The organism is Myroides sp. A21 (assembly GCF_000807225.1).
In the GTDB taxonomy this organism is placed as follows: Bacteria; Bacteroidota; Bacteroidia; order Flavobacteriales; family Flavobacteriaceae; genus Flavobacterium; species Flavobacterium odoratimimum.
In genome coordinates this window covers 2,671,884-2,693,462 of sequence record NZ_CP010327.1, presented here as the reverse complement: position 1 = coordinate 2,693,462, position 21,579 = coordinate 2,671,884, and the positions used below count along the sequence as shown (strand labels likewise).

Below are 21,579 nucleotides of genomic sequence, written 5' to 3'. Positions count from 1 at the left end.
ATCTTTTTATTAAAAAAAGGTCAAGGCATATAATATGCTTGACCTTTATAATTTTACATATTTAAATACTAAGCATCAATTTTAGCATAAGTAGCATTTTTCTCAATAAAATCTCTACGTGGTGGAACTTCGTCTCCCATCAACATAGAGAATACTCTATCTGCTTCTTGTAAACTATCTATTGTTACTTGTCTAAGAATTCTATGTTCTGGATTCATTGTAGTATCCCATAATTGCTCAGCATTCATCTCTCCAAGACCTTTATAACGCTGAACACTTGATCCACTTCCCATTTTCTCCATTAACTCAAGACGTTCTTCATCTGTCCATGCATATTCTTTACGTTGCCCTTTTTTAACCATATATAATGGAGGTGTAGCAATATAAACATATCCATTCTCTATTAACCCTCTCATATAACGGAAGAAGAAAGTTAAAATCAACGTTGCGATGTGGCTACCGTCCACATCGGCATCACACATGATTACTACTTTATGATAACGTAATTTCTCAAGGTTTAATGCTTTACTATCCTCTTCTGTTCCCATCGTAACACCTAAAGCAGTAAAGATATTCTTAATCTCTTCGTTTTCGAATACTTTGTGCCCCATTGCTTTTTCTACGTTAAGAATCTTACCTCTTAATGGCAGAATTGCTTGGAAGTTACGATCACGTCCTTGTTTTGCTGTACCACCCGCAGAATCTCCCTCCACTAGGAATACTTCACATTTAGAAGCGTCTTGTTCAGAACAATCAGACAACTTTCCAGGTAGTCCACCACCGACCATAACAGTCTTACGTTGAACCATCTCACGTGCTTTCTTAGCAGCATGTCTAGCCTGAGCAGCTAAAATAACCTTTTGAACAATAATCTTAGCATCATTTGGATGTTCCTCTAAGTAGTTCTCTAGCATTTCTGCTACAGCCTGACTCACAGGGGATACAACCTCTCTATTTCCTAGTTTTGTCTTTGTTTGTCCTTCGAATTGAGGCTCCATTACCTTCACAGAGACAATTGCAGTCAACCCTTCTCTAAAGTCATCACCTGTAATTTCGAACTTAAGCTTATCTAACATTCCTGAAGCATCTGCATATTTCTTCAATGTTCTAGTAAGCCCCATACGGAATCCTTGTAGGTGTGTTCCTCCCTCATGCGTATTAATATTATTCACATAAGAATAAATATTCTCTGCATAAGTATCATTATAAACTAATGCAACTTCAACAGGGATTTCTCCTTTGTCAAGTTCCATAGAGATTACATCTTCAATAATCGGCACACGACTACCATCTAAAAATTTAATAAACTCTTTTAATCCTTCTTTAGAAAAAAATACTTCATGTTTAGGCTCACCATTTTCTTCAATTACTCTTTTATCAGTAAGTGTTATCTTTAATCCTTTATTCAAGAAAGATAACTCTCTTAAACGCCCAGCTAAAGTATCATAAGAAAACTCTAGAGTCTGTGTAAAGATAGTATGGTCAGGTTTAAATGTAACCGATGTTCCTCGTTTATCTGTTTCACCAATAACTTTTACTGGAAATAAAGCTTTACCACGCGAATATTCTTGTTCGTAAATTTTACCTTCACGATAAACAGTTGCTCTTAACAAATCAGATAGTGCGTTCACACACGATACCCCTACTCCGTGAAGACCTCCAGATACCTTATAAGAATCCTTGTCAAACTTCCCTCCAGCACCAATCTTTGTCATTACTACTTCTAATGCAGACACTCCTTCTTTTTTGTGGATGTCCACAGGGATACCACGTCCATTATCTTCTACAGTAATAGAGTTATCCTCGTTTATAGTAACGCTTATTGTATCACAATAACCAGCTAAAGCCTCATCAATTGAGTTATCAACCACTTCATATACTAAATGGTGTAATCCTCTTACTCCTACATCACCAATATACATCGAAGGACGCATCCTTACGTGTTCCATTCCCTCAAGAGCTTGAATGCTATCCGCTGAATAATTATTCTTATTTGTTTCTTGGCTCATAATAATAATCTAAAATATCTAACGTACAAATATAACAATTATCAAAGACTTTATCAACTCTAAACAAGCCTAAAATACATATATCTCACAAATAAAAACAAAAAAACGCAGATGTTTTCACACCTGCGTTTCATACTTTTTTATAAAGGACTTTTACATTAATTCATGAATTGTAAATTCACAATTGTTAAATGTAAATCTCTCATGTACTTTTCTTCCTAATAACTCCTTGGCGATTGGAGCATCCATAGAAACGGCTAATACAGAACGGTCGTCTAAAACAATTTTTGGCAAAGCTGCTGAGAAAAATAAATACACTGAATTTACTTGTACTAAACTTCCAAATTCTACTACAGAACTCACTTTTTCATCATCTATTTTAGCAACTATATCTCGCATAGCTATGTTTTCTAAAATCTTCTTACTCAAGTTTTCTTGTTCTAAATGCATCATTGACAAGCCTGTCTCGTGTTTGTCTCCTGCAGAACTTTTGGCGTCGTTCTGCGCGTCGATTGTCAAATCTTCTACAATTCCTTGCAACGCTTCCACCTTGTCATTTAACCGTTCTAAACAAATTGTTTTTAACTTCTTTTTTAATGTCATCATTACGTCTTTAAAATTTCTTTCTTTGCGAAATCGAAAGAAAATACATGTTTTGTTGTTTGTAACGACAAAAGTAAGTTATTAATCAATGAAAAAAAACAGTATTGTGCACCTTTTAGCGAATTTTAGTCATAAATTATCAGTTTTTAGCTTTTTTTCTGATTACAAAATCTCAAAAATCGAATTTATACATTGCTCCTCCCATAATCTGTACACCTTGCACCTTAAAGTTATCCCATTGATTATATTTCTGATTAAATAAGTTATTGGCTTTTAAGAATAGAGTCCAATTTTTAGTTGGCCTATACCCTACTTTCATATTTAAATCAACATAATCTTTCAATTCTACAACTGATGGATCTTCCCAAGTATTATAGTCTCCTATAAGCCCAGTAGAATCAATTACAAAAACATCTTTACGCTTACCTACATAAAACACATCTACACCTGCAAACCATTGTTCTGTAAAATCAAATTTAAAATCAGCTCCTGCTTTTACTTTTGGTAAATTCCAAGCTTCTAAAGAATTTGTATTATAGTTATTATACTCTCCATGAACTCCTATAGAAACATTCTCTTCGAAGTCAAAACGCAATTCACCAAATAAATTCAATGTTTTAACATCTCCATATTGCACTCCAAATGAGTTTCCAAACATATATGGTATTCTACTTCTATTCAAAGTATATTCATTGTGCAAAAACATCGCTTTGTCTTTCTCTCTTTTGTAAGACCCCTTGATGTTATAAGAGATATTATTATCTAATTTTCCTTTTAATCCAAGATAAATATCATACTTCTTATCAGTAGGCGTAATTAGAATATCTGGGGAAATGAAAGGGTTTTCTTCTGAAAACTGTTGAAAAGAGTTTTGTTGCACCCCTCCCTCTATTCCTGCATAAGTCACTAATAATCCAGGAACTAAATCATAAGATGCTTTAACTTGTGGATAGATATAAAAGTTATTCTCTGATTTACCAGCTAATTCTCCATTGTTAAAGAAAACACCAACTCCCACTTGTACAGAATAGTTGTCATCTCTAAATGTAAGACTAGGTTGAGCTCCAAGATTTAAATGATTATACTTCGTTGTTTCCCCTACAAATGAGTTTTTATATGATGTTCCTACATAATCAACAACAACCCCAACATTCAATTCTCCAAAGTCCAAAGCTGTTTTTACATTTGGTCTAATCTTAAAACGATTTTCTACTGTTCCAAAATCATCCCAAAAATAATCATATCTAAAATCCAATCCAGTAAAAGGGCTATTTCTAAACTCTAAAGCTCCATTTACAAAAACATTCTTATAGTGTTGAGATTCGTCTATTCCAGAAATATCACCTTGATTGAAGTCGATTTGTTTCGTTGGTAATCCATAATAATTACTCAATTGGTATCTAGCACCTGCTTCTACTGTCCAACCAAAATTCTTTAATTGTCCACCATAAACCAAACCTCCTTTTGTATTAGAGAAACTATCATCTAGAAGTAAATTCTTAATCCCTCCTTGAGAAGAAAAGTGACTAGCATATCCTGCTAAAAAACTATTCTTATTTAAGTGTTGACTTAAGAACACCTCTCCATTCAGATTAGTATAATTACCTGCAGAAAAAAGAGCATAATTATTAAAGCTTTTCAGCCTACTTGTTCTTTCTACTTCTGCTGCTTTTCCTTTCTCAGGTACAAAAGTAGATGCTACAGGAAAAGAACTAATCGTATAAATTACATCTTTCTTATTACCTGTAGTTTCATCGTCATTATTAGCTGTAGTACGAACCTTAAAAGCATCCGAAATTGTTGCATCATAAGCCCTTACTACATTAACAACCTCTGTACCTAATTTACTTGCTTCCGTATTTTTATCTTGAGCATAACCTGCTATTCCCCCTAGAGTTAAAACAGATAATATCGTATATATATTCTTATTGTTCATTATAATATCTTCTATATTAAAATTATTGAGCAATCGAAGAGTTTCGTTTAGCCTCTTGCGCTGTTATTTTTTGAAGTTCATCTTTAGCTTCTTTTACCACATCTGGATAGTCAGTAAAGTTCTTAGTAACGCTTTCTAAAATATAAGTAGCCTGATAACTATCTTTTAATTGATAGAAGTTCTTTGCCATTAATACTAATCCTTTAGCACCATAATACTTATAACCTGAATAGTCTTTTGCTAATTTCTGTACACTCTCATTAGACGCTTCATACTTAGCCTCTTTATTCTTAAAGTAAGCATCATAATACATTGCCTCTGCAGCTAACTCTCCTTTTGCTATCTTCAATACCTCTTGATAAGCTTTCTTAGCTTTAGCTTCATCATTAGTAGCCATAGCCGTTCTAGCAATAACTATTTGTGCATCACCTTTTACTTTATTATCTGTTTTAGCCATTTTTAATACAGCTTCAGCATATTGAAGAGCTTCACTATAGCTATTTTGCTCATAGCTCAACTTCATTAGATTAGACTTAGCGAACACTACATTCTGTTCTTGTGCAGCCTCTGCATCTAAACGTTTTAAAGTAGTTATAGCCTTAGCAGTATTTTTATTTTTCAAATAAATCTCAGCCAAACGAGCAAGAGAAATCTCTGAAAACTCATTCTTATCCTTAGAGATTACTACTTCATAATGAGCAGTAGCCTTATCTAGATTATTCTCTGCAAAATACATTTGTCCTAAATAGAAATGAGCTTGTAACGCCTTCTGTCCCGTTGGAAAACTTTTCAGGTATTTCTCATATCCATCTATAGCCGATTGTGTATTATTTTGAATATACTGTTTTTCAGCCGACTCATAAGTATCTTTATCTAGTTCAGCATCGCTTACTTGGATAAAAGAAAGACCTTTAACCCATGCAGCATATTCATCTACCTTTCCATTATCCACATAGATTAGTCGTGCATTTTGAACCGCTTCGATAGCCTCAGAAGATTCTGGAGACTCTTTTACTACTTGTTTAAATTTAGCTAACGCTTGATCAGGTTTATTGTCGTTATAGTTAATCAAACCTTGTCTCAAGATAGCTCTTGCTTTATAACTTGATGTAGGATAATCTTTCAACATCTTATCAAAAGCACTTAACGCCTTTTGACTTTGATTCATAACGTCATAAGTCACCCCTATCTCATATTGAGCATCATCAGCCAAATTAGAAGTTGGGTAATCTTTCACAAACTTCGTTAAGTCTTCTATTTTACGAGGATTACGATCTACGAATCCATAGCTAATTGCCTTTTGAAAACGTGCATATTCTACATCAGCTTTATTTGCCTCAATAACTTTATTATAAGCCTCCATCGCAGGCCAATACTTCCCAGTAACAAAATTACAATCTCCTTGTCTTAGATAGGCATCTAGACGACGCGCCTCATCTTTAGGATTTTCATCTGTGTATTTTTTAAAATAATCCGCTGCTGTAGCATAGTCTTTCAATTTGAAGTATGAATACGCTAGATTATAATACAAATTATTACGTTCAGACAATCCCTTAGACGCTATATTTTGATCAAATGCTTTGAACTGAGTGATAGACTCGTTAAAGTCATTTAAGTAAAACAATGTCTCTCCCTTCCAATATTGAGCCTTTGCAGTATATTTTAAATTTTGCTTCTCTGCTAGAGATTTATCAAAAAGACTTAATGCTTCCTTATAATTCCCTTCATTGAACAATTCTTGACCACGCAAGAATGTCACTTGTTGATACACCTCTTTATTTCCTACAGAACGATTCTTTTCTAATAGAACTAAAGCCTCTTTATAGTTTTTAGAAGAAACATATGAGTCGATTAAAAGACCTTCTATCTCTCCGCGATAAGACGAATTAGGATATTTACTAATATAAGCATTTAATACAGCAGGTGTACTCTCATAAGCATTCCCGATATCATAACTAAGTTTTGCATAGTTTAAGAAAGCGTCTTCTTGGATACCTGCGTCAAAACGCATTTCAGAAGCATTCTTAAAAGCATTTAGAGCTTGCGTTTTTTTATGTGTTTGAAGGTAACTTTCCCCTAAGTGGTAATATGCATTCTGCGCAATACCATTATCTCCACTGATAATTTTATTAAACTGCTCAATAGCCTTAGGATAATCTTTTGATTTATAATAAGTGTACCCTAATTGATAGAAGTCAGTATTACTCCACTTTCCTCCTTTACCTTGATAAGCTAATAAATGAGGTAGCGCTTTATCATATTGCTTTAAGTTAAAATAACTCTCCCCAACTATTTTAGACAACTCTGATTTCTCTTCAGGAGTCGCTTTTGTCATTTGAGAAGTTCCTTGTTCTATAGCCGTTTGAAAGTTTCCTGTCTTAAAGCTCATGTCTGCTTGATAGTACCCCATCTTCTCTTGGTAAGAAGACTTAGTTTCTACTTTGTCAAACAATTTTTTTGCATCGTCAAAATTATCTGAGTCATAAGCAATATATCCTAGATAATATGTTGCTTGCTCCCCCCATTCTCCACGAGTATTTACTTTCTTTAAATAGCGTTCTGCTTCTTTTTTATTTTTTGTATAGAAGTAACTATATCCCTTCTGAAAGTTAAAACGATCTAACTTCTTCTCATTAGTAATTGCGTTTTCTTTCACTTTTACAGCATACTGCAGGGCTTTAGGAAAATCTCCTTTGCTGAAATAATAATCTGTAACCTCTACATAAGCCTGATTTTGCTTAGAACTAGTAGGGTACTTCTTCACAAATTCATCTATCTTATCTTCAGCTCCTTCTTGATTCAACTTAATAGCACAATACGCGATATAATAAGCACAATCAGCCTCTACCTCCGTATTTTCGCCTACATGAGCTTGTTTTACTTTCGTGAATAACAATTGCGCAGCTAAATATTGTTCTTCATTATACAATGCTACAGCATGATTATAATCAGCCAATCTCTCTACATAAGCAGCTGATTGTTGAGCACTTGCAGTTATACTCCCCAGTGCAAGAGTTAATAAAGTTAACCTATTATTTTTGTGCATTTCCATTCAGATTTATATAACGTCAAATATATCATTTTATACTCTTTTAAACTTATTTTTCAGCAATATATTGCCCTAATTGTTATCAAAAATATATTTAAATTGAAATTACACCTCTTCCATAGCAATAAAAAAACATGATAAATTATATCTTTTTGAGATTTAATAAATCGCATTTCACAAGAAAATAGCAAAAAACATAATAAAGAAACACTCCTTGATACAAAAAATCCCAATTCAAAAGAATTGGGATCATATAAAAAAGTCTTTATTACAAATAAGAGGATAACAATCCTAAGATAATAGGAGCTAATACAGCCGTAAAAATTCCATTAAAAATCATCCCCACACTAGCGAAGGCTCCATACTTATTACTCACCTCCATTGCCTTCATCGTACCCATTGCATGAGAAGAAGTCCCCATAGCAATACCTTGTGACATAGGATTACTTATACGAGTAAGGTTAAGCACCTTAAATCCCACCATACTCCCAAATATCCCGGCTATCATAACAGCAGCGGCAGTTACAGACGGAATACCATTAACTGACTTAGATATCTCTAAGGCTATAGGTGTACTAACTGACTTAGGAGCTAGTGATAAAATAATCTCTTGATCTGCGCCTGTCATCTTAGCTAGTATCACTACTGACACTACCCCCACAACACATCCTATTAATTGACTAATTAAAATAGGCAACAACTGTTTTTTAATTTTTTCCCACTGTACATATAAAGGAACTGCTAACGCTACAATAGAGGGCTTTAAAAAGAAATCAATATACTTACCTGCCTCTTCATAATTTTGGTAAGGGATTTTTAAAAAATATAAATACCCCATCAAGACAACCATAGACAAGATAATAGGATTAAATATAATCCATTTTTTCTTTTCACTCAAAGCTATTCCTAAAGCATATAAAGCTAAAGTTAGGAATAATAAAAATGTTGGATTGGCTAAAAAACTCATTTCTTTCTTCTTAATAATTGATGAGTAAATCCAGTTACAAAAATCACTATCACTGTACTTACCAGTGTAGCCACAACAATAGGTACAATCGACTGACTAAGAATTCCGAAATAGTTCAACATAGCCACACAAGGCGGAACAAAGAATATCCCCATGTTTTTAATTAAGAAGTTAGTAATACCACCTATTGATTCTACTTTTACCCACCTCAATTTTAACATTGTCCATAATGTGATTAGACCGATGATACTTGATGGTAATTTTAATCCTGTGAGATACACCACTAACTCTCCAAAGGCTAGACAACCTATCACGATTGCTACCTGCTTAATTAAATTCATTTTGTTTAAATATTTATCACAAAATTACTAAATACAATCTCTATGAAAGAAACAAAACAGATAAATATAAATTATTTAACAACTACACACCTAGCCTAAAGACATCACTTCAACAATAAAAAAGAATCAATCAATTAGCTTTTTGGTAACTTTTACTTAATCTTATATTCAAAAAATTAGAGCAACTTTGTCATGTAAACAAAAAGAAAAATATGTAAATAAAATATAGATTAAATTGGTTAGTTAGAACAAAAGGAGAGGTCTACAGCAGATCTCTCCTTTTGATTTAACTACTTACTACATCAGTTTATTTTACATTATTTACACTCCACAATAAGACCTCAATCTATTTTTTTCTTAAAAATGACATTCGATATAGATATTTTCAGCTCAACTATACTTTATTATTGTTTATCTTAGTATTTTTACCACAAAATACACGATTATTATGTCTAAAACAGTTTTATCCCTACAAGGAGTTGATATCTACCAGAACAAGCATAAAGTACTTTCTAATGTTAACTTAGAAGTAAATAAGGGAGAATTTTTATATATAATCGGAAAGACAGGTGCAGGTAAAAGTAGCTTTATGAAAACGCTGTATGCAGACCTTCCTTTGGAAGTAGGCGAAGGCTCTATCGTAGACTATGACTTGAAGACCTTAAAAGAAAAAGATATTCCATACCTAAGAAGATCTCTAGGAATCGTATTCCAAGACTTTAAACTACTTCCTGACAGAACAGTCTATGGAAACTTACACTTTGCTTTAAAAGCAACTGGTTGGTCAGAAAAAGAAGCGATGGATAGAAAAATACACGAAGTATTAGACAATGTAAATATGCTAGCACATATCGAAAAAATGCCTCACCAACTATCAGGAGGGGAACAACAACGTATCGCTATAGCTAGAGCATTGCTAAATGATCCTGATCTAATCCTAGCTGATGAACCAACAGGTAACTTAGACCCTCAGACTAGTGCTGAAGTAATGGAACTTCTACTTAAAATTAATAAGAATGGTAGAACCATTATCATGGTAACACATGATTATGCCTTGTTATTAAAATTCCCTGCTAAAACATTAAAATGTGACGATGGCACCCTATTCGAAGTAGTACACAGAACATCACAAAATTAATATACAAAAAGACTATCATTGCTGATAGTCTTTTTGTTTTATCCTAACTCAATCTACTCCATTTAAATCAAAAGTAAAAGACAAGTCACTACTATTTTTTATTCAACTGAAGAATAAGATCACTATACGATACCGCAACTAAATCCTCTTTAGTCAACTCCATTAGATTAAAAAAATAATCACATTGTTGCTTTAAATCAACACCCTCTTCTACTGCGATATTACAAGCTTCTACTTCCACAAAACACCCCAATCCATCCACTTGATCCAAGTGAATACTAACGTTCTTATACTTTAAGACCTTACGCACTTTAGATACCTTTACTTTTATACCAAACTGCAATTCTAATATTGCACCTAACGCAGCATCTTTCTCATGTTTATAATAAATAACATCCGAACTCTTCGCTTCCTCCCCATTTACACGATTATAATAAATCAAAGAACTATACTCATCATACTCACGAAGCTTCACTCTTCCAATAGGGACGTTATAATAAGTATCCACTTGCTTATATACCCCATCTAGAATGAGTTCTACTCCTTTTAATTTATCTTCTATACTATCTAAGTCAGCTACACGTGCTTTAAATTCCACATTCTGTAATTCCATCTATCTCTTTTTAGGTTCTAGCAAATATAACCGATTAAAATAAAAAAGCCTCACTGCATACAGTAAGGCTTTTAAATATATTAAGTAAGATAAATCAGATTTGACAAACGTTTATTATTTTACTTTATTAACGATAGCTGCGAAAGCTTCTGGGTGATTCATAGCTAAATCTGCAAGAACTTTACGGTTCAATTCGATATTGTTAGCTTTTAATTTACCCATGAATTGAGAATAGCTCATTCCGTGTAATCTAGCACCAGCGTTGATACGCATGATCCATAATGAACGGAAGTTTCTTTTCTTTTGTTTTCTATCACGGTAAGCATATACCATTGCTTTTTCTACCGCGTTTTTAGCTACTGTCCAAACGTTTTTACGTCTTCCAAAGAATCCTTTGGCTTGCTTCAAAATTCTTTTTCTTCTTGCTCTTGAAGCTACTGAGTTTACTGATCTTGCCATTTCTTAAAAATGTGTTTTTTGTAGTGGGCGGTTATGTTTCAAACACTTCTAAACTTTCATTTGCTCCACTCCAGGGTTATTAAATAATTTTAACCGAAATTAAGATTAGATTAATCTTAATTGATCTTTGATACTATTTGTATCTGCTTTAGACACTAATCCAGAGTGTGTTAAAGCTAATTTACGCTTTTTAGATTTTTTAGTCAAAATGTGACTTTTGAAAGCGTGTTTTCTTTTGATTTTTCCAGAACCAGTCAACTTGAAACGTTTCTTAGCACTAGATTTAGTTTTCATTTTAGGCATTATTTCCTAGGTATTAATGATTATCTTACTTAACTATCTTAATATACTTAAATACTATTTTTTCTTTTTAGGTGCGATAAACATAGTCATACGTTTACCCTCTAAAACTGGCATAGTTTCCACTTTCCCGAATTCCTCAAGATCTTGAGCTAATCTTAATAATAAGATTTGTCCTTGATCTTTATAAATAATCGAACGTCCTTTAAAGAATACGAATGCTTTTAACTTAGAACCCTCTTTCAAGAATTTCATTGCATTCTTCTTTTTGAACTCATAATCGTGCTCATCTGTTTGAGGACCGAAACGAATCTCTTTTACAGTGATTTGAGTCGATTTAGCCTTTAGCATTTTTTCACGCTTCTTCTGTTCGTAAAGGAATTTGTTGTAATCAGTAATTTTACAAACAGGAGGTTCAGCATTTGGTGAAATCTCAACTAAATCCAATTCTAACTCCTCTGCTAAACGCATTGCGTCAGCAAGTTTATATACACCTGTTTCGACGTTGTCTCCTACAAGACGAACTTCAGGAACGCGGATGGCATTATTAATTCTATGCGCATCTTTCTTTTCTTCGCGAGGATTTCTTCCTCTGTTTTGTCTTATTGCTATGGCTATAAAATTTTATGTGCTTGTTCACCAAGCGTTATACTATTTTTACTCTCCAAATTGTTTAATAGAACTATTTACCTCTTCTTGTACTTGAGCGATAAAATCTTCTATCTTCATTGTCTGATTAGATTTACCAGAATCACCGTGTCTTCTTACAGAAATCGTACCGTTTTTCTCTTCATCTTCTCCTACAATTAACATGTAAGGGAATTTTTGTACTTCAGCTTCTCTAATCTTTTTACCGATAGTCTCATTACGGTTATCTACCAGCGCGCGAATTTCGCTATTTTCTAGCAAATTTAAAACTTTTTCGGCATATTTTTCATATTTCTCACTCAAAGACAGGATTATAGCCTGCTCTGGCATTAACCATAGTGGGAAATTACCTCCTGTATGCTCTAAAAGTATCGCTATAAAACGCTCCATAGAACCAAATGGTGCTCTGTGGATCATCACTGGACGATGCAACTCATTATCTGATCCTTTATAACTTAACTCAAATCGCTCTGGTAAGTTATAGTCAACCTGAATGGTTCCTAACTGCCAGCTTCTACCTAATGCATCTTTTACCATAAAGTCTAATTTAGGTCCATAGAAAGCAGCTTCTCCACTCTCGATCACATAATTAAGTCCTTTATCTTTAGCTGCATTGATAATAGCATTCTCAGCTTTTTCCCAATTCTCTACACTACCGATATACTTATCAGGGTTACTTAAATCACGTACTGATACTTGTGCTGTAAAGTTCTCAAATCCTAACGACCCGAATACATATAACACTAAATCAATTACTTTTTTAAACTCTTCATCTAATTGTTCTGGTGTACAGAAAATATGTGCATCATCTTGAGTAAACCCTCTTACACGAGTTAATCCGTGTAATTCTCCTGATTGCTCATAACGATACACTGTTCCAAACTCAGCAAAACGCTTAGGTAAATCTTTATAAGACCATGGTTTTGCATTATAAATCTCACAGTGGTGAGGACAGTTCATTGGTTTTAACAAGAACTCTTCTCCCTCTACTGGAGTATGAATTGGTTGGAAACTATCTGCTCCATATTTTGCATAGTGCCCAGAAGTAACATATAATTCTTTTTGTCCAATATGAGGAGTAACTACTTGCTCATATCCAGCTTTCTTCTGTGCTTTACGCAAGAACTGCTCTAATCTATCTCTTAACGCAGCACCTTTTGGCAACCATAATGGTAACCCTTGTCCTACTTTTTGAGAGAATGTAAACAATTCTAATTCTTTACCTAATTTACGGTGATCACGTTTTTTAGCTTCTTCTAATAAAGCTAAATACTCAGTTAAATCCTTTTGTTTAGGGAATGAAATACCATAAACACGAGTTAACTGTTTATTCTTCTCATCTCCTCTCCAGTATGCACCAGCAATAGATAATACCTTAAATGCCTTAATAATTCCTGTATTAGGAATATGACCTCCACGACATAAGTCTGTAAAAGTATCATGATCACAGAAAGTAATCGTACCATCAGCTAGGTTCTCTATTAACTCAACTTTATAAGGATTTTCTTCTTTTTTATAAAACTCTAAAGCTTCAGCCTTAGTAGCAGAACGCATAGTAAAATCATGCTTCCCACGCGCTATCTCTAAAACCTTATCCTCTATTTTCTTAAAGTCAGCATCTGTTACTTTATAATCCATGAAATCTACATCATAATAGAATCCATTAGCGATAGCTGGACCTATTGTTAACTTGATTCCAGGGTATAGATCTTGTAAAGCTTGCGCCATTACGTGTGAAGTAGAGTGCCAAAAAGCTTTTTTCCCTTCATCATCATTCCATGAATATAAAACTAGACTACCATCCGTGGTCATAGATGTCGTGGTTTCGATGGTGGTACCATTGAAGTTTGCAGAAATAATATTTCTAGCTAAACCTTCGCTTATACTTTTTGCAACATCGAAAGGAGTTATGCCTGAAGCAAACTCTTTCACTGAACCGTCTGGTAATGTAATTTTTATCATAATAATTTTAAAAAATAAAATGCAAATATACGGGTTTTACCATAGAATCGCAACATTTAGCACTGCTTAACTCATTTTTTTTAACAGTAAAATAATAAAGTGCATCTAATACTTACCTCATTAAAAAAAGAATACTTTATCAATCTCATTATTTCGGCGCTACTCTTAATACCTTTAAGCAAAAACAATCACTCATCTTAGCTATCTATAAAGCAGACTAAAGTTCCTTCTTCCCTATCTAAAACATTTGTTTAGATTGACATCAATCCTACTAACACCAATCCTGACACACATCTTCCCTCTCTTATTTAAAAATTGACCATCAAGATTTATATCTATCTCAAATAATATACACTTTTTTTCATTCATTACCAACTCAAAATAAATTAGTTACAAAAACACACTTCAAAAAACTTATTTTTTTCATTCAAAACGCTTGCAAACATCAGACTTTGCAGTATATTTGCACTCGCAATACGGAAGTAATGTAGACCTCTGGAGAAATGGCAGAGTGGTCGAATGCGGCGGTCTTGAAAACCGTTGACTGTAACAGGTCCGGGGGTTCGAATCCCTCTTTCTCCGCAGTTTACCTTGATTATCAGGTAATTATAAGTATAACACCCAATTTTACACCCAAAAATGTAAGATTGGGTTTTTTTATGCCTTTTATTTATGTAAATTAGTTTGATATTACGAAATACAGGTATATCTGTTTTTTTATGAAACAGAATATATCTTATGTAGGATTAAAAACAATATTAAGACAAAAAATGACATATTTTCACTTATGTCAATAAAAATATAAAATTTGATAATTATGAAGGTGAATCAAATTAAAACATTAAGTATTACTGAGCTTTTAGGGAATAACTTTTATATTCCTGAGTACCAGAGAGGTTACAGATGGACAAAAATAAACGTATTACAGTTGCTAAATGACATTTGGGAATATAGACAAGAACCTAATAATAGAAACACATTCTATTGCTTACAGCCAGTAGTCGTAAGAAAAGCAGATTGGCAAGACATACAAGGAAATAACATACATGGTTTTGAACTTATTGACGGACAACAACGCTTAACTACTCTTCATCGAATTGTTACTTATTTAACATTAGAGTATCTTCAAAACAATCTAAAATCCGAAGGATATCCCGATAACTTATATTCTATTTATTACAAAACAAGACTCGAATCCAAAACATTTTTGGAATCAAACCAAGTTAATAATACTAAACCAGATTTATATTATATGAGCGAGGCTTATAAATGTATTAAAGAATGGTTTGAAGATGGAAATAAGGGAATACCAAGGCAAGTTAAAGATGAAATGTTGAAAATCATTTTACCAAGTATCTTGACAGACGATAAAGGAGGAAATCAGCTTCCTGAATGGAGTGTACAAGTAATTTGGTATGAAATAAAAGATACAGAACAAAAAAGTGAAGAATTATTTACTCGTTTAAACCGTGGAAAAATACCACTTACAAGTGCTGAGTTGATTAAAGCAAAATTTGTTAACTCTGACAGTTTTAATGAAATGTCAAATGATGATAAAATTAAACGTAGAACACAATTAATACAAATTTGGGATGAAATTGAAAACCAACTTAACAACCCAAAGTTTTGGGCTTTTGTTTCAAATGAAAAACTAGATAAGTATAGCAATAAAATTGAATATTTGTTTGACATTATTGCTAATAAAAAACCTAATGAAAAAGACCCTTTATTCAGCTTTATTCACTTTTTTGAAGAAAATGAAACTGCTGATTCACTTTGGAGAAAATGGATTGAGGTAGAAGAAATCTACCGTTCATTAGCTTATTGGTATTCTAACAAAAATTTTTATCATAAAATTGGATATCTCATTTCTACAGGAACACCGATTGGCAATTTAATACAAATCAAAAAAAACAACACAAAACTAAATTTTGAAAAAGAAATAGATCAACTAATTTCAAATGGAATTGATGATAATTGGGAAGATTTGAGTTACGACAAAAGAAGCGACCATGATAAAATTATTAAAGTTTTACTTTTAACCAATATTGAACTGACGAGAGCCAATAAAAATAGTAATGAGTTTTTCCCTTTTGAAATATATAAAAGCATTACAAAAAGCTTAGAGCATATTCACGCACAAAATATTGAGGGAATAAACGAAAATAAAAGAGAAGAATGGTTTAATTGGCTTCGTTCGCATTCTAACATATTATTAAATGTAGCAATTGATAAAGAAAGGGCAAAAAAGATTATTGCAGAGGTTGATTCAATTGACGAGAAAACATACAGATATGAAAGCTTTAAACTGTTAAGTGAAAAGATTTTAAAACTAATTCCGTCTGATGAAAGTAATGAAAATGAATATTTACATAAAATTCAAAATATGGCATTGCTTGGACTTACTGAAAACATTTCATTAAGCAATTCTGTTTTTGAAGTAAAACGTAGAAAACTTATTGAATTGGACAGAATTGGAGCTTTTATTCCACTGGCTACCAAAAGAATTTTTCTGAAGTATTACGCATCTGAAAATGGTCAACATTATTCTGTTTGGACTAAAGACGAACGAGATGCTTACTTAAATGAAATTCGTAAATGTGTAAAACTATACAAACCTGAAATCGTTGAAGAAAATGAGAACTAATTATATTGAAATATTGCGTAATAAGGTTGAAATACCAATTATCCAGCGAGATTATGCACAAGGCCGAACAGATAAAAAAACCAATAGAATCAGAAAAGATTTTTTAGATATTTTATTTGACTTTATTTCTAAAAAACAGTTCAATCCAGATATGGAGATTGAATTAGATTTTATTTATGGATTCAATGAAAAAGATACTAATAATCAAACAACTTTTATACCCATTGATGGGCAACAAAGATTAACTACACTTTGGTTGTTATATTGGTTTGTTTCAGTAAAAGAAAATATTTCAGATGAAGATGTAACTTTTCTTTCTTACTTTCTATATGAAACAAGACACAGTACTACAGAGTTTTATAGAAATTTGATTCATTTTAAACCCGAATTTTCACATAAACATATCAATGAGGAAATTACAAATCAACCTTGGTATTTTGAAACTTGGGATTTCGACCCAAGTATTCAGGCAATGCTTGTTGTATTAAAAGATATTGAGGTAAGATATAGAAATTTAGATATAAATTCTGTATGGAAAATAATCGAGAACTCACCATTTTATTTCTACAAGTTAGATATGGAGAAAGTTGGTTTAACAGACGATCTGTACATAAAAATGAATTCTCGTGGAAAACCTTTAACGGAGTTTGAATATTTTAAGGCAGGGTTTGCTGAAATAATATCTGAACCAAAACAAAAAAAACGTTTTGAAGAATCAATTGATGGAATATGGATTGATACAGTTTGGCATATCATTTTTGAATTTGGGTCATTATCCCAGAATGAGGACATTGCTTTAACAGTTGATAATTCATTTCTTAATCTTTTCAACTTTATTACTTCAATTATTTCTTTCAAAAAAGATTTGAAAGACTCAAATGATAGACGATATACAAATACAGTTGAATCTGCTGATTTGCTCAAAATTATCTACAGTGATATTGAAAACCAAAATTTTCTGTTTGACACCTTAGACGCTATATGTAATCAAGAACAACAAGAACCTACATTTTGGAATAACTTGTTCTATATTGAAAAAGAAAACTTTGATATTCATAAGACAAGATTATTTTTTCAACACAAAGACACAAATCTTTTAAGACGTTGCTTATTTCACTATTCAGATTATAGAGGATTATCTTTACCTGAACAAATTTTGTTATTAGGTTGTTTTACACAGCTTAAAACACCAAGTAGCAGTTTTAATGAACAAATCAGAACCTTAAGAAACTTAGTTGTAAACTCTGAAAATGAACTTCGTGAATCTGTTTTAGGAAATGTTTTTGAAGAAGCTGAACATTTTATAAAAAATGGAGATTTGGAGATTTTCAAAACATTTAAAACTGACCAAATTGAAGAAGAAAAATCCAAAAAGGAATATTTAAATCAATCACCAACAAATAGAGAAACACTACAAAAACTTGAAGATAGTGAAATATTGAGAGGTAGTATTTCTTTGTTTCCTTTGGAAAGTAACTTTAAAAATAGAGCTAAAAAATTTTTAGAACTATTTGACGAAGATGATATTATTTCAGATTTTAATACCAAGAGCAATCTTTTATTGAGCTTTGGAGACTATTCACAAGACGATGGTACATTGAAGAACTTAATGTGTGATAAAAGTCGTGTCATTAGAAATTTTCTAACAACTCCAGGTTATAATAAAATACATTTTTACGAAAAGACAAGAAAGGTTGTTTTACAATGTCTAGATTTTTTTATTGCCAATCAATCGATTTCAATTCAGCATAAAATTCAAGAAACTCTTTCAAATTATTCTAACAACCCAAAAGATTGGAAATATTACTTTATGAAATATTCATTTTTCAGAGAAAGTTGCAATCAAGGATATTATTTTTTTTGGAAGGGTAATGATTATTGTATTTGGAAAATGAAAGAAAAACAATTTAATGGTCATCATTGGAACCCATTTTTTTACGAAATTAAAAACTCAGAAAGAATTAAAAACATCAATCTTGAAAATTATGGAGCAAAACTTGTTTTCTCATATAACCGTAAAAAGATATTGATTTCATCATTACCAAACGGTTTTTTAATTGAAAATGGTATGACGGATAGAAGGGCAAATACATTATTAGATGAGTTAGAAGAAAAAGGGATAATTAACAACGAGGGACATTATGTAGTACCACAAAATAGTAATGAAATTGATTTGCAAGATAGAATACAACTACTTGAACTAATGCTAAAAGAATTTGAAAAAAAATAACCATGTAGCCTATAATAAAGTCTTTGCTTTAGTAAAAGCATTACTGTTCTACAAAACCTACAAATATTAGTAAGTGTTTTTTAAATAGAATGAACCTATTCAACAAAGTTATTCTGTGAAATTTTGAGCCCTTATTGCTCTAAAAATTTCACAGAATAACTTTGTTTAGCATTTTATGCATTTTTTTTCCACTCTTTGAAAAACTTGGCTGTTTTAGGATTTTCAATGAAAAACTGATTTACATTTTCTAATTGATTGATTAATTTAACTTTTTCATTAGCTAGTATGCACCCGAGCAAGTACATCTTGTGAGATCTAATTATTCTTCTACATTATCCAGGATAAGTTTCTTGTAATTATGAGGATATAAGTCAGCGATATTCTTGTGGTTGATGGATTGAATATTTTCAAGAACATACTTTAGCCATTGATATGGATTAATGTCATGCTTTTTGCAGTTAGCAAAAAACGTATAGGCCATAGCTGCTCTTTGTGCTGCATCATGAGAACCGGCAAAGAGATAGTTTTTACGACCAATTGCTACAGGTCTGATTACATTTTCAACAAGATTATTGTCTATCTGCAAGTTTCCATTGTGTAAGTAATCACTTAGATTACTCCATCTTTTTTGAGAGTACGCAAAAGCTTTACCTATTCTACTTTGAGGTAAGGTAAGATTCATCTGAGCAATCATATATTTACCAAGCTTGTTGATGATTGGTAAACTTTCATCTAGACGAAGTTCTTTGATTTGGTCAGGAGCTAAGTTTTGTTCTTTAGCTTTTCTCTCTATAGCATATAACTTCTGTATTTCTACTAGTACATGCTGCGCCCTTTTTCTATCGTTATCTAAAGCTTTTTCAAATTCACGTCGAGCATGTGCCCAACAAGCAAGATGCGTTACATCTGACTTATTTCCATAGGCTTGGTAGCCGCTAAATCCATCAGTTTGCAGATATCCTTTGAAGTTTTTTAATATAGGTAGTGCAGCACTACCGCTACGAGTAGGACTGTAATTAAACATTACAAGCTTGGATATAGGTGCATGATACACCCAATAGTAGCCAAGATGAGTTTTGTCTTTCTTTTTCTCATCTAAGACTTTGATGGTGGTTTCATCAACTTGGAGATAACCTTCATTTTTGATGTCCATCACCAGCTTTTGGTATAGTGGTTTTAAAGCATCCATACTTTGAGCAGCCCAACCATCTATTGTAGAAGAAGCTATATCGATATTTTCTCTTGAAAAGCGTTGCTTTTGTCTATAAAGAGGAAGGTGGTCAACATATTTATCTACAAGTATTGTGGATAATAATCCCTCTGAAGGGATTCCTTTATCTATAATTCGCTCTGGAAGATCGCCAATACTAATTTTAGTATTGTCTTTATCTTTAGTAGCGTATTTATATCGGATGTAACGCTTGATTTTAAAGTAACCTGGAACATAATCTAACACATCTGTAGTTTCTTTACCAATGCAAATCATATCAGATAAATCTCCCTCAGGATGTATTTCTATTTCTTCTACGGGTAAATGATCTGGTAGTTTAGCTCGTCCTGGATGTTTCTTTTTCTCACGAGAGTAGGTAATCTCTTGTTTGATTACTTCTTCTTGTTCCTCTAAGACTGCTTGTTCAACATCTAAAGGTAATTGAGTTTGATTGGGATCCTCAAAACGTTCTCGGCTTTGACCGAACTTCATGCGCTCAAGTAGCTTTACACGATATTCCAGTTCTGTATTTTTTTCTTCTAGTTTAGAGGTCTTTTCTTCTAAGCTAGTAGTTTTCTTCTCTAACTTAGTATTTACTTTTTCTTGTTTGGAAATAGTCTTTTGGGCTTTGGTTAAAAGTGCCAAAAGTTCTTGTTTCGATAAGTTTTCTAAGTCTATTTCCATGAAGTAAATATACGTCAAAAGCCTTATTTATACAAGGATTAAGGCTGTTTTATCTCATGGAAAACCGCCTTTTTTGACTACTTTTTATCACTTGTATTCCTTCAATCATAAGTACCAAATCACTCCAACTGATTTGAGTCCGATTATGAATAGGAAAAGCAAAAGTACCTTGTTCTAATCGCTTGTGATATAACACAAAACCACCTGTTTCCCAGTGTAAGAGTTTAATCTGATTACATCGACGATTGATAAAGACGTAGACACTTCCATTATGAGCGACTTGATTAAGCTCGTTTTGAACAAGACCACATAGACTATCGAAACTCTTGCGCATATCACAAGCTGATTTATACAAGTAGAATTGATGGCTACTACTCAGACTAAACATTACACAAGGTTTACTAATGAATAGAGTTCACCCAAATCTTTCGTTTCTAAACGTAACTTCACTCCATTAGGATACACGATTTCGTATTCTTTACTGTCGGTTTTAGATGTTTCACCTATTGCTATAAAGTTACTTGAGCCTTCTTGCTCTGTTTCACTCTTAAACTTTACTACCCAATAACTAAATGTCGCCAGCTTAATTCCAACACTTTCACAATACTTTGATTGTGTTAATCCACTTGCTTGCCAATCCTCTACATGAGAGTACATAATTTCTTGTTTGCTCATCTCTTTATTATTTAAAGCAAACTTACTTCCTTACATTATATTATGAAACATGCACTTGCTGGGGTGCATACATTAGCTAGAATCTCGTACCTCGATTTATCAACAGTA

17 protein-coding genes and 1 tRNA gene are annotated in these 21,579 nt (G+C 32.6%); 4 read left to right on the top strand and 14 right to left on the bottom strand.

The features are described from left to right. Positions 1–68: 68 nt before the first annotated feature. The 6 genes from gyrB to MYRA21_RS12105 form a co-directional block, all read right to left on the bottom strand. Positions 69–2,009: a DNA topoisomerase (ATP-hydrolyzing) subunit B gene (gyrB, locus tag MYRA21_RS12130; RefSeq protein WP_006259279.1), complete on the bottom strand. Its 1,941-nt coding sequence runs from the start codon at positions 2,007–2,009 to the stop codon at positions 69–71. A gap of 153 nt (positions 2,010–2,162) precedes the next feature. Beyond that, positions 2,163–2,615, bottom strand: coding sequence for a hypothetical protein (locus tag MYRA21_RS12125; protein WP_006259280.1), 453 nt, complete (start codon positions 2,613–2,615; stop codon positions 2,163–2,165). A 169-nt stretch (positions 2,616–2,784) separates the two neighbouring features. After that, entirely contained in the window at positions 2,785–4,548 is a 1,764-nt protein-coding gene (locus MYRA21_RS12120; RefSeq protein WP_016649603.1) for a TonB-dependent receptor, read from the bottom strand. Positions 4,549–4,570: 22 nt separating this feature from the next. Then, on the bottom strand, positions 4,571–7,594 hold the full coding sequence (locus MYRA21_RS12115; protein ID WP_016649604.1) for a tetratricopeptide repeat protein: 3,024 nt from the start codon (positions 7,592–7,594) through the stop codon (positions 4,571–4,573). Between the two features lie 271 nt (positions 7,595–7,865). After that, positions 7,866–8,564, bottom strand: coding sequence for an LrgB family protein (locus MYRA21_RS12110; protein WP_016649605.1), 699 nt, complete (start codon positions 8,562–8,564; stop codon positions 7,866–7,868). Beyond that, positions 8,561–8,905: a CidA/LrgA family protein gene (locus MYRA21_RS12105; RefSeq protein WP_006263275.1), complete on the bottom strand. Its 345-nt coding sequence runs from the start codon at positions 8,903–8,905 to the stop codon at positions 8,561–8,563. Before MYRA21_RS12105 ends, MYRA21_RS12110 begins: the two co-directional genes overlap by 4 nt. A 448-nt stretch (positions 8,906–9,353) precedes the next feature. On the opposite strand from MYRA21_RS12105, the gene MYRA21_RS12100 reads away from it, so the two are divergent. After that, positions 9,354–10,043 (top strand): cell division ATP-binding protein FtsE, encoded by a 690-nt coding sequence (locus MYRA21_RS12100; RefSeq protein WP_006259285.1) that lies wholly within the window; start codon positions 9,354–9,356, stop codon positions 10,041–10,043. 91 nt (positions 10,044–10,134) lie between these two features. Here MYRA21_RS12100 and MYRA21_RS12095 read toward each other — a convergent pair whose 3' ends face one another. The 5 genes from MYRA21_RS12095 to thrS all read right to left on the bottom strand — a co-directional run bounded on the left by MYRA21_RS12095 (position 10,135) and on the right by thrS (position 14,025). After that, positions 10,135–10,656, bottom strand: coding sequence for a class IV adenylate cyclase (locus MYRA21_RS12095; RefSeq protein WP_039329179.1), 522 nt, complete (start codon positions 10,654–10,656; stop codon positions 10,135–10,137). A gap of 114 nt (positions 10,657–10,770) precedes the next feature. Beyond that, positions 10,771–11,115 (bottom strand): 50S ribosomal protein L20, encoded by a 345-nt coding sequence (rplT, locus tag MYRA21_RS12090; RefSeq protein ID WP_006259287.1) that lies wholly within the window; start codon positions 11,113–11,115, stop codon positions 10,771–10,773. A 105-nt stretch (positions 11,116–11,220) separates the two neighbouring features. Next, positions 11,221–11,418 (bottom strand): 50S ribosomal protein L35, encoded by a 198-nt coding sequence (gene rpmI / locus MYRA21_RS12085; protein ID WP_016361612.1) that lies wholly within the window; start codon positions 11,416–11,418, stop codon positions 11,221–11,223. A 54-nt stretch (positions 11,419–11,472) separates the two neighbouring features. Further along, positions 11,473–12,027, bottom strand: coding sequence for a translation initiation factor IF-3 (gene infC / locus MYRA21_RS12080; RefSeq protein ID WP_198032310.1), 555 nt, complete (start codon positions 12,025–12,027; stop codon positions 11,473–11,475). A 45-nt stretch (positions 12,028–12,072) separates the two neighbouring features. After that, on the bottom strand, positions 12,073–14,025 hold the full coding sequence (gene thrS, locus MYRA21_RS12075) for a threonine--tRNA ligase (protein WP_006259290.1): 1,953 nt from the start codon (positions 14,023–14,025) through the stop codon (positions 12,073–12,075). 497 nt (positions 14,026–14,522) lie between these two features. On the opposite strand from thrS, the gene MYRA21_RS12070 reads away from it, so the two are divergent. From MYRA21_RS12070 to MYRA21_RS12060, 3 genes are all read left to right on the top strand, one after another. After that, positions 14,523–14,607, top strand: a tRNA-Ser gene (locus MYRA21_RS12070). 235 nt (positions 14,608–14,842) lie between these two features. Next, positions 14,843–16,672: a DUF262 domain-containing protein gene (locus tag MYRA21_RS12065; RefSeq protein WP_039329174.1), complete on the top strand. Its 1,830-nt coding sequence runs from the start codon at positions 14,843–14,845 to the stop codon at positions 16,670–16,672. Further along, positions 16,662–18,902 (top strand): DUF262 domain-containing protein, encoded by a 2,241-nt coding sequence (locus MYRA21_RS12060; protein ID WP_039329172.1) that lies wholly within the window; start codon positions 16,662–16,664, stop codon positions 18,900–18,902. The genes MYRA21_RS12065 and MYRA21_RS12060 overlap by 11 nt, the downstream gene beginning before the upstream one ends. A gap of 319 nt (positions 18,903–19,221) precedes the next feature. On the opposite strand, the gene MYRA21_RS12055 is transcribed toward MYRA21_RS12060, so the two are convergent. Genes MYRA21_RS12055 through MYRA21_RS12045 form a run of 3 tightly spaced genes read right to left on the bottom strand, consistent with a single transcriptional unit; the run spans position 19,222 to position 21,471 of the window. Continuing rightward, complete coding sequence (locus tag MYRA21_RS12055; protein WP_039329170.1) at positions 19,222–20,796, bottom strand: IS66 family transposase; 1,575 nt, start codon at positions 20,794–20,796, stop codon at positions 19,222–19,224. 49 nt (positions 20,797–20,845) lie between these two features. Then, positions 20,846–21,184 (bottom strand): IS66 family insertion sequence element accessory protein TnpB, encoded by a 339-nt coding sequence (gene tnpB, locus MYRA21_RS12050; RefSeq protein WP_081316899.1) that lies wholly within the window; start codon positions 21,182–21,184, stop codon positions 20,846–20,848. Next, a complete protein-coding gene (locus MYRA21_RS12045; protein ID WP_006258245.1) occupies positions 21,184–21,471 on the bottom strand; it encodes a hypothetical protein in 288 nt (95 codons plus the stop codon). The genes tnpB and MYRA21_RS12045 overlap by 1 nt, the downstream gene beginning before the upstream one ends. Between the last annotated feature and the right edge of the window lie 108 nt (positions 21,472–21,579).

Excerpts from the sequence above, each read along its gene's own strand:
- tnpB (WP_081316899.1), bottom strand. The coding sequence starts at position 21,184 with ATGTTTAGTCTGAGTAGTAGCCATCAATTCTACTTGTATAAATCAGCT.
- MYRA21_RS12120 (WP_016649603.1), bottom strand. The coding sequence starts at position 4,548 with ATGAACAATAAGAATATATATACGATATTATCTGTTTTAACTCTAGGG.
- MYRA21_RS12125 (WP_006259280.1), bottom strand. The coding sequence starts at position 2,615 with ATGATGACATTAAAAAAGAAGTTAAAAACAATTTGTTTAGAACGGTTA.
- MYRA21_RS12095 (WP_039329179.1), bottom strand. The coding sequence starts at position 10,656 with ATGGAATTACAGAATGTGGAATTTAAAGCACGTGTAGCTGACTTAGAT.
- thrS (WP_006259290.1), bottom strand. The coding sequence starts at position 14,025 with ATGATAAAAATTACATTACCAGACGGTTCAGTGAAAGAGTTTGCTTCA.
- MYRA21_RS12110 (WP_016649605.1), bottom strand. The coding sequence starts at position 8,564 with ATGAGTTTTTTAGCCAATCCAACATTTTTATTATTCCTAACTTTAGCT.
- MYRA21_RS12105 (WP_006263275.1), bottom strand. The coding sequence starts at position 8,905 with ATGAATTTAATTAAGCAGGTAGCAATCGTGATAGGTTGTCTAGCCTTT.
- MYRA21_RS12060 (WP_039329172.1), top strand. The coding sequence starts at position 16,662 with ATGAGAACTAATTATATTGAAATATTGCGTAATAAGGTTGAAATACCA.
- MYRA21_RS12045 (WP_006258245.1), bottom strand. The coding sequence starts at position 21,471 with ATGAGCAAACAAGAAATTATGTACTCTCATGTAGAGGATTGGCAAGCA.
- rpmI (WP_016361612.1), bottom strand. The coding sequence starts at position 11,418 with ATGCCTAAAATGAAAACTAAATCTAGTGCTAAGAAACGTTTCAAGTTG.
- MYRA21_RS12115 (WP_016649604.1), bottom strand. The coding sequence starts at position 7,594 with ATGCACAAAAATAATAGGTTAACTTTATTAACTCTTGCACTGGGGAGT.
- rplT (WP_006259287.1), bottom strand. The coding sequence starts at position 11,115 with ATGGCAAGATCAGTAAACTCAGTAGCTTCAAGAGCAAGAAGAAAAAGA.
- MYRA21_RS12100 (WP_006259285.1), top strand. The coding sequence starts at position 9,354 with ATGTCTAAAACAGTTTTATCCCTACAAGGAGTTGATATCTACCAGAAC.
- gyrB (WP_006259279.1), bottom strand. The coding sequence starts at position 2,009 with ATGAGCCAAGAAACAAATAAGAATAATTATTCAGCGGATAGCATTCAA.
- MYRA21_RS12055 (WP_039329170.1), bottom strand. The coding sequence starts at position 20,796 with ATGGAAATAGACTTAGAAAACTTATCGAAACAAGAACTTTTGGCACTT.
- MYRA21_RS12065 (WP_039329174.1), top strand. The coding sequence starts at position 14,843 with ATGAAGGTGAATCAAATTAAAACATTAAGTATTACTGAGCTTTTAGGG.